General features: G+C 64.0%; 1 protein-coding gene. It reads right to left on the bottom strand.

From position 1 onward, the window contains the following. Window positions 1-1,412, bottom strand: a 1,412-nt coding sequence (locus HMPREF0058_RS02730) for a Cna B-type domain-containing protein (protein ID WP_006548145.1), incomplete at both ends; no start/stop codon positions are given.

Raw genomic sequence — 1,412 nt, 5'->3', positions numbered from 1 at the left:
CGAAGCCACCGGCCCCACAGGCTTGGCTGGGACGGGTGTGTTGACCACACGACCCAGATCCACACTCACGCCCATCCGGTCGATCACAGCAGCCTTGGCCCAACCAGACAGGACGTAGCCCGCCGGCGCCTGGGTCTCCACCACACGGTAGGAACCAGCAGGAACACCCTCGAACACCACCCGGCCGTCCGCGCCACTGGTCACGGTGTCCAGCACCTGCCCGGTAGTGGTGCGCAGCTCAAAGACCGCACCCACCAGAGGCGCACCAGCAGCGTCGGTCTTCACCAACGACACCACACCACGCACCAGCGTGTTCGTCACCGTCAGCCCCTCATCCGCGCTACCGGTGATAGTGGCCTCGTAACCAGCAACCGCATCCTCAACCACCGAGTACACGACCTCCTTACCAGCCTTGTTCACCGGCAGGCCATCGAACACGCCCGCCCACTCATTGGCGGCAGACAGCTCGACACTCTTACCAGTGTCCTCACCGTCAGCCAGCAGACGCACCCTCACACTCTCGGGGCGCAGGCCATGAGCATCATCCAGGTCGTCCCACGCCTTGGTCACGCTCACCGTGCGCACCGCCGGGGTGTGGGTGTTGGTGATCGTGGTGCCCTCGATGCTCTTCTCATACCCCTCAGGCACACCCACCTCGTCCACGCTGTAGGCGATCTCGATGCCCTTGGCGTCGAAGGTCGGCAGGCCGGTGAAGGTGAAGGACCCGTCACCATCTGCGGGCACCTCCACCGTCTTACCCGTGGCGGCACCGTTTGCGAGGAGCTCGACCGTCACGGAGTCGGGCCGGATCCCGTCCTGGTTATCGGCGTCGTCCCACACCTTCTTTCCGGAGACAGAGGTCTTCGGGTTCTCCATAGTGTTCGTGACCGTCCACGAGTCACCGTCCTGCGCGACCTTGACCGTGTAGTCGTGGCCACCAGCCGACAACTTGCCGTTCTCGACGCCCTGCTCGGCCACCGTGTAGGCGATCGCCTTACCCTCAGCCGTGTACTGGTCCAGGCCCTCAAAGATGTGGCTCCAGGAGCCATCCTCAGCGTTACCGTCCAAGGTGACCGGGTCACCAGAGGCCACACCGTCGGCGTACAGCTGCACCAACACGGCCGGAGCCGCGTCAGCGTCAATACCGGCCCAGGCCTTCGTCACCGCGACAGACACCTTCCCAGTGATCGTGTTCGTCACCGTGAAACCACCAGCAGCAGTACCCGAGTAGGCCGTGGAGTAGCCAGACACCTCGTCCTCAGAGACCGTGTAGGCGATCTCCTTGCCGGCCTTGAACTTGGGCAGGCCAGAGAAGGAGCCCTTCCATTCGCTCTCGGCATTCAGCGTCAACGTCTGATTGTCCACGACCTCACCGTCGGCGAGGAGCCTGACCGTCACAGAGTCCGGACGCT

The organism is Actinomyces urogenitalis DSM 15434 (assembly GCF_000159035.1).
GTDB classification, from domain to species: Bacteria; Actinomycetota; Actinomycetes; order Actinomycetales; family Actinomycetaceae; genus Actinomyces; species Actinomyces urogenitalis.
Note: the sequence above shows the minus strand (reverse complement) of the source record. Positions and strands in the feature narration are given on the sequence as shown.